The sequence below is a fragment of the Actinomycetospora sp. 2LY8.5 genome (genome assembly GCF_057180585.1).
On the sequence record NZ_JBXUHE010000033.1, the window covers coordinates 75,628 to 82,337 of the forward strand.

Consider the following 6,710-nt stretch of genomic DNA (forward strand, 5'->3'; position numbering starts at 1 on the left):
CGAAAGGCATGTGTCGCCGGTCTAGAAACCGTCTCGTGCCAGCTGTTCTGCGCTGCGGTAGGCAAGAGACAGGATGGTCAGCACCGGGTTCACCCCGCCGTTGGTGACGTGCAGTGAGCCGTCCATGACCCACAGGCCCGGGTGGCCGTGCACCCGCCCGTAGGGGTCGGTGACCGAGGTGGCTGGGTCATCGCCCATCCGGGCTGTCCCCGCCTGGTGCTGGCCAACGGTCAGTGTGGGAGTCACTGGGTGCGGAGAGGGCCACACGCGGACCGCGCCGGAGGCTTCCATCCAGGCGCCAGCCAGCTCCTGCAGGAGGCGGGCAGCGCGCACGCTTTCTGGATGGAGTTCCCCCGAGATGCGGGCGACGGCGTTGCGATGGGCGTCCTTCGTATCCGGTGCGAGGGTCACGCGGATTTCAGGGCTGGGAATCTCCTGGATGGGTCCCTGGATGTGACTGGTTCGCAGGTAGGCCTCGCGCATCGCGCGCCTGCCCGCATATCCCCAGCGCGGCGCGTCCGGGGCGAGCGCCCAACGCCAGAACAGAATCGGAAGTTTGATGGTCTCGTTGGCTAGGACACCGCCACCGATGCCTCCCCCACCGAGGTCGTGTGTATAGTCAGTGGTCGCTACGCTAACTCCAGGTCCGAGCCCGTCCTGTACCTCGTCCTCGAACAGTCCAAAGGCGCTCACATACAGGTGCCCCTGGAGGTTCCGACCCAACTCGCCGGACCGGTTCCCGAGACCGGAGGGGTAGTCGACGGTCGCGCTAGCCAGCAGCAAGCGAGCAGTCTCGATGGCCCCAGGGGAAACAACCACTGTGCGGGCGGAGATGGTGCGTCGTGCTCCGGTGGCGACATCTACCGCGGCTACGCCCGTCACGCGCCCGGAGCTGCTGACGAGGATCCGTTCCACGCGAGTGCCGGTTGCTAGCGTGGCGGAGCCGCTTGCCAGCGCGAGGGGGATGACGGTGTTGTGGGTACCGTTCTTGGCGTCCGTGGAGCATGCGAACCCGACGCATTCCCCGCATCGTACGCAAGCGGCTCGGCCATCGCGGGGAGTAGAATTAAGCAGCAGAGGCACGGGCCCAGTGTTCAGCCCTAGTGCTTGCGCGCCCTCCCGGAGCACCCTCGCCTCGAGGTTCTCCGGCAGCGGCGGCATAGGATAGTTGCGGCTGCGAGGACCTTGCCTCCGGTGTGCGTGACCGTCGCCGCACACGCCTAGTTCCTCTTCCGCGCGGGTGTAGTAGGGCTCGAGCTCGTCGTAGTTCAGCGGCCAATCCGCCAATGAGCTGCCGTCCGGTTTGCCGTAGCGGGTTGCCATACGGAAGTCGTCTGGCTGGTAGCGCCACGCCATGCCCTGATATACGCGCGTGCCTCCGCCGACTGTCATTGCGTTGTTGAACCACTCCGGTTCGTAAGGTCGCTCGATTACCCGTTCCGGCGCCCCGGGTGGAGCGAACACTCGCGGATTGCAGACGGTCTCTGGACCGGTGTTGTGCCCATAGATCGGCAGCCGATGATTGGCAAGATGATCGCGGCCAACCTCGTGGTAGCTGAGAAACCTGCCACGGTCGATCAGCAGCACGCGGGCGCCAGCCTTGGCAAGGACACGTGCGGCCACACCGCCGCCAGCGCCAGCGCCAACTACTACAATATCGTAGGATGGCTTGACGTCGCCAAGCCCTACTTGCCTCAGAGAGACGTGCCGGACGGGCGCACCAGGATCTCTCATGCCCAGCGCGCGATACCCAATTTCCGTCCAAGAACAACTGTCTCGCTGACCGTACCAGCCCTCTGCGACGAGTTCCACGAGTGTCGCAACGAACTCGCGCGGAGAAACGGGCCAATCCTCGTGTGTCTGAGTTTCTTGCAGCTCACGCACTAGCTGCTCGTCCGGTTCCGTCGTGACCCGAGACAAAGCCTCGAAGCCGGGAACGAGCAGCTCCCGCCACAAGCGCGCATGCTCGACCGGGGCCATGGCGTCAAACCAGTCGAGGAGCCCGTTGCGACCTTCCGACGCCGGCATGAGCACGTCGAGCAGGCCGGCGACGAGCCGCCTATTCGCATAGGGAATCACGATTCTCCTCGATGATGATGTCCCTCGATCGGCGGCTCGGGAGCCGCTCGGTCCAACATAGGTGCGAGTTTCGGCCTCCTACAGGGAGCGAGTTATGCCGAGTTAGTCATGCGGTGACCGGTGGAACTCGCCGCCGTGGACGCCTCGCTGGCCGTCGCCGACGATGGGTTGTGGACTGGTTGCACGATGCACGATGTGGGAGGGAGGGATCGGTGCTCGCCGATGGAAACGAGCGGGTGATCAGGATCGTCGACCTTCGGAATCCTGTGCTCACAGAGAGTCACACGCGGGAGCTGGCGCGCTTGAAGGCGGCGCCGGTTGAGCTGGACGAGGGCCGAGTGCTGGCAGCTGCGCGGGAGCGGACGGGGCTCGAGGACTTCGGCCCGGAGGATTTCCGGGAGCGTCTGCGTAGCTGGCTGTCTGCGATAGCGGCCGATCACGATCGCAGCGAGTTAGGTCGAGCCATGGCCGTCCAGCGGTGCGTCCGCTGGGCGAGTACTCGCCTGCGCCTAAAGGAACTATTGAAACAGCATCCAGAAATTCACGACGTGCAGATCCAGAGTCCGATTATCGTGGTCGGCCCGATGCGTTCGGGCACCACTCATTTGGCGAACCTGCTCGCTGTGGACCCTCGCCTGCGGTCACTACCAGTCTGGGAAAGCCACGCACCAATTCCAAAAAACCTAGCCGAAGGATCTGACGACCGTTATTGCCGGTCGTTGCTGAAATGGGACCGCATGCGGCGGATGCTGCCACACCTGGCGGCGATGCATTCTCTCCAGCCGGACCAGGTGACCGAGGAGATGGAGCTACAGGGGCCGGACTTTGCGGCCGGTTGGCTGCAGATAGCCGCCAACGTACCAGATTGGGCGGCCCAGTACGGTAAAGCCGACCAGGCCCCCCATTATGAATATCTAAAGACCATGCTCAAAGCGTTACAATGGCTGCGCGGCCCTGACCGCTGGGTGCTGAAGTCGCCCTGCCACGCGGAGCAGCTTCCCGCCCTTATGGCGACGTTCCCAGACGCATTCGTCGTGTTTACTCACCGCAGTCCGCTCCCGATCGTTCAGTCCGCGCTCACCATGGTCACTTACATGGCGCGCCTCGAGTTCGATCGGATCGACGTCGACCTGCTCACCAGGAGCTGGCTCGACCGTATCGAGAAGGGGCTCCGGGACCTGCTAGCCGACCGACACGTCGTACCGGCCGGACAGCAGGTCGACGTACATTTTGATGAGTTGGTTGCGGACGATCTAGGCATCGCGCGCATGGTTCGACACAAGGCCGGCCTGATCCCTGCCTACAGGGGAGACAACGCGCTGCGACGGTATGCAGCGAAGTCCTCACGAGACGCAAACGGTCAGGTGGTATACGAACTCCAGAAGAACTTTGGGCTGAGCTCCCTGGACGTCGAAAATAGGTTCACGTTCTACCTTGACTCGCTTTCCGAGAAGCGTACATGATGCATCTCGGATGCTCGACGATCACTTTCGGGTCGCTGGCAGTCGAGGACGCGCTGGATAGAATCGCCGCACTCGGCTTCGGCCTCGTCGACTTGGCTGGGGTGCCGGGGCTGTTCGATCACGTGCGGCTGGCCGACCCGCCTCACCGGCACGCAGCCTGCCTCGCAGCCATGGTGCGGCGCCACGGCTTCTCAGTGTTTGGCCTGCAGTCGGTACCCGGACGTCTGTGCCCGGCCGGCGATACCGCTGAGCTGCGCCGCCGCTACATTCACGCTGCGGACGTCGCCGATGCCGTCGGCGCGCAAGTCTGGGTCGTTGATGCGGGTGCCGTGGATCCCGGAGAACGCGGGCGGGCAATCGGCCTGGACCGGCTTCGGCACAACTTGTCCCTGGCGAGCGAGCTGGCGGAGCGGCGAAACCTCCAGCTCGCCGTGGAGGCCCCACACCGTGGCACTTTGGCCGAAACCTTGCCAGAGGTGCGAGAGGTGCTGGCCTCGGTCGATCTCCCTCAGCTGGGTGTCGCTCTTGACACGAGCCATGTATTCGGTTCCGGCGCGACCATTCGGGCCGTTCTCGCTTCGATTGGCCCACGCGTTTGTCACGTTGCTCTCCGGGACGCAGAGCGCGGCGGATCGTTCCGTACCCCGGGAGACGGTGAGTTTGACTTCGCAGAGCTATTCACCGTGCTGGCGGAGAGCGGCTACGGCGGTGACGTCATGTTGGAGCTCGAGCCAACGCAGCCCAAGGCCTCGGCGGACGAGCGGTCGAGAGACGCGGCGCGGGCACGCCTATACCTTTCGGCGCTGCTCACACAGTACCAGGTGACTTGACCACGGCAGGACCGCTGCGCGCCAGCCCCAGGTCGACCGTGCGCGCGGTGCGCATACTTTCGACGGCAGCATCAGCAAGTGCGAGAGCCGCTCGTCCGTCGGCGAAACCGGGCTCAGGCCGGTCGTCGTTCTCGATCGCGCTGACGAAATGATCCAGCTCGGCGGCATAGGTCGGCCCGTAGCGTTCAAGGAAGAAGTTTAGGTACGGGGCGGCTGCTCCTGTATGTGCCGACCCGGCGTATCGGACGCTGGTTGGTAGCTGGTTGTACACGGTCAGCATGCCGTCGCTGCCAAATACCTCGAGTCGCTGATCGTAACCGAATGCGCAGCGTCGGCTGTTGGTGATTTGGCACAGCGCGCCCGTGGCGGAGCGGAGTACGAGCATGCCGCTGTCGATATCGCCTTGGTCGGCGATGTGGTCAGCGAACAGCCGGGCGCCGGTGGCCTGTACCGCGACGAGATCGCCAAGAATGAAGCGCGCCATGTCGAGATCGTGGATACTCATATCCCGAAAGAGCCCGCCGGAGGCGGTGATGTAATCGACGTCTGGTGGCGTTGGGTCCCGACTTACGATCGTTACCTGTTCGATCCGGCCAACGTCGCCGGTGCGCGCGCGCTCGCGGACCTCACGGAAGGACTGGTCGAACCGGCGGTTGAACCCAATCATGACGGTGGGTTCGGCACGACTTATCTCCGCCCAGCATGCGTCGACCCGCTTAATGTCGAGATCTATCGGCTTTTCGCACAAGACTGCTTTCCTCGACTGCACGGCGCGGGTGAGCAAGTCGACGTGGGTGGGCGTGGACGATGCGATGACTACGGCGTCGACCGTCCGGTCGGCGAGCACCTGGTCGACGTTGCTGGTCGAGGCGGCAGCGTACCGAGCGGCGAACGCCTGTGTGCGTTCCGGTAATGGATCGCACACCCAGGCCAGTTCGGCGCGCGGATGGCCGACGATCGCGTCGGCGTGGACTCGGCCGATCCGGCCACATCCGAACAGTGCCAGTCGCATAATGGGACTCCTTGCACGAGTTGCCGGAACGGGCGGGACTTGTAGTCGGCCGACGAGTAGTGCCCGTTCGCGTTTTGTACTGCACCATCGGCGATATGTCAATGGGTCCTCTCGGGCAACGCCAGACGGGGACTTTCTAGCCGTAATTGCGAAGCTAGACTAGAAGCGTGCGGCACCATTGCGAGGCGCGACTAGTGAAGCTAGAAGGGATGGAAAGGTAATGGACTTGCTGTCTGGGAAAGTTGTGCTGGTGAGCGGAGGGACGTCCGGGGTCGGCGCGGCCACGGCACGAGCGGCGGCGCGGGCCGGCGCTTCGGTCGCCGTGGTTGGCCGCCGAGAGGCTTACGGCACGAAGATTGTCACCGAGCTGTCCGAGCTGGGAGCGCCCGCCCGGTACGTGCAATGCGACGTTGCCGACGTCACACAGGTCCGGGCGGCGGCCGACGCGGTCATTGCCGAGTTCTCCCGCATTGACGGGTTGGTCAACGCCGCGGCTCTGACCACACGGGGCACCCTGTTAGAGACCACCCCTGAGCTGTTTGACGAACATGTCGCAACGAACTTACGGGGGCCATTCTTCCTTATGCAAGCAGCGGTGGCGGATATGGTGAAACGGGGGAAGCCCGGCTCAATCGTCAATATTGGGTCGGAGGCCGCGCTGGGAGGGGCGCCGTATCTGGCGGCCTACGTCGCCACCAAGGCCGGACTCGCGGGGCTCACTCGAAATGTGGCACATGCCCACGGCGCCGACCGAGTACGGATCAACCAGCTAAATATCGGCTGGACTGACACTGAGGGCGAGGACGAGACCCAGCGGCGGTTCCACAACGCCGGCGACGACTGGCGTGAGCAGGCGGGCCGAGCGCTACCGATGGGACGGCTGGCTGGCCCAGACGAGATCGCCGACATGGTCGTCTTCCTCCTTTCCTCGCGCAGCGGGGTCGTGACCGGCTCCGTGCTGCATTGGGATCAGAACGTCCCTGGCGGCCACGGATGATTCTGGAATGTGCATCCTGGTCGCGTGGCTTCCCGCGACGGGGGCCGTCCCTCAACGTCCTCGAGCTGGCCGACCGCAGACGGGGAGGCCACCGTGCTGTGGTGCGACCTCGCCGCGGGTGGAGCCGCTCGGTGCCCGGGCTTCGACCTCCACCGCGTCCTTGCCTACCGTGACCACGGGCGCCTCCAGCGCGCCAAGGTGGCCCCGTTACCTTCTTGATCAGGCCCGGTGAGGGCTTGCAGGCCGCCGGCCACGGCATGACTGAGTGCCCCTGTCGTTGATGATCTGGGGGGTGTTGTCACCGTGGTCGGAGGGCGCCAACGACCGCT

5 protein-coding genes are annotated in these 6,710 nt (G+C 64.6%); 3 read left to right on the plus strand and 2 right to left on the minus strand.

Going from position 1 to position 6,710, the window contains the following annotated elements:
- Positions 1-21: 21 nt before the first annotated feature.
- A complete protein-coding gene (locus AC2A1K_RS27090; RefSeq protein WP_483899449.1) occupies positions 22-2,079 on the minus strand; it encodes a GMC family oxidoreductase in 2,058 nt (685 codons plus the stop codon).
- Between the two features lie 212 nt (positions 2,080-2,291).
- Here AC2A1K_RS27090 and AC2A1K_RS27095 point away from each other — a divergent pair, with 212 nt between their 5' ends.
- Complete coding sequence (locus tag AC2A1K_RS27095) at positions 2,292-3,542, plus strand: sulfotransferase family protein (RefSeq protein WP_483899450.1); 1,251 nt, start codon at positions 2,292-2,294, stop codon at positions 3,540-3,542.
- Positions 3,539-4,372: a sugar phosphate isomerase/epimerase family protein gene (locus tag AC2A1K_RS27100; RefSeq protein WP_483899451.1), complete on the plus strand. Its 834-nt coding sequence runs from the start codon at positions 3,539-3,541 to the stop codon at positions 4,370-4,372. The genes AC2A1K_RS27095 and AC2A1K_RS27100 overlap by 4 nt, the downstream gene beginning before the upstream one ends.
- On the opposite strand, the gene iolG is transcribed toward AC2A1K_RS27100, so the two are convergent.
- Positions 4,350-5,384, minus strand: a complete 1,035-nt coding sequence (gene iolG / locus AC2A1K_RS27105; protein ID WP_483899452.1) for an inositol 2-dehydrogenase — start codon at positions 5,382-5,384, stop codon at positions 4,350-4,352. The two genes, AC2A1K_RS27100 and iolG, sit on opposite strands and share 23 nt — an antisense overlap.
- 220 nt (positions 5,385-5,604) lie before the next feature.
- On the opposite strand from iolG, the gene AC2A1K_RS27110 reads away from it, so the two are divergent.
- A complete protein-coding gene (locus AC2A1K_RS27110) occupies positions 5,605-6,381 on the plus strand; it encodes an SDR family oxidoreductase (RefSeq protein WP_483899453.1) in 777 nt (258 codons plus the stop codon).
- Positions 6,382-6,710 lie beyond the last annotated feature (329 nt).

Excerpts from the sequence above, each read along its gene's own strand:
- AC2A1K_RS27100 (WP_483899451.1), top strand. The coding sequence starts at position 3,539 with ATGATGCATCTCGGATGCTCGACGATCACTTTCGGGTCGCTGGCAGTC.
- iolG (WP_483899452.1), bottom strand. The coding sequence starts at position 5,384 with ATGCGACTGGCACTGTTCGGATGTGGCCGGATCGGCCGAGTCCACGCC.
- AC2A1K_RS27110 (WP_483899453.1), top strand. The coding sequence starts at position 5,605 with ATGGACTTGCTGTCTGGGAAAGTTGTGCTGGTGAGCGGAGGGACGTCC.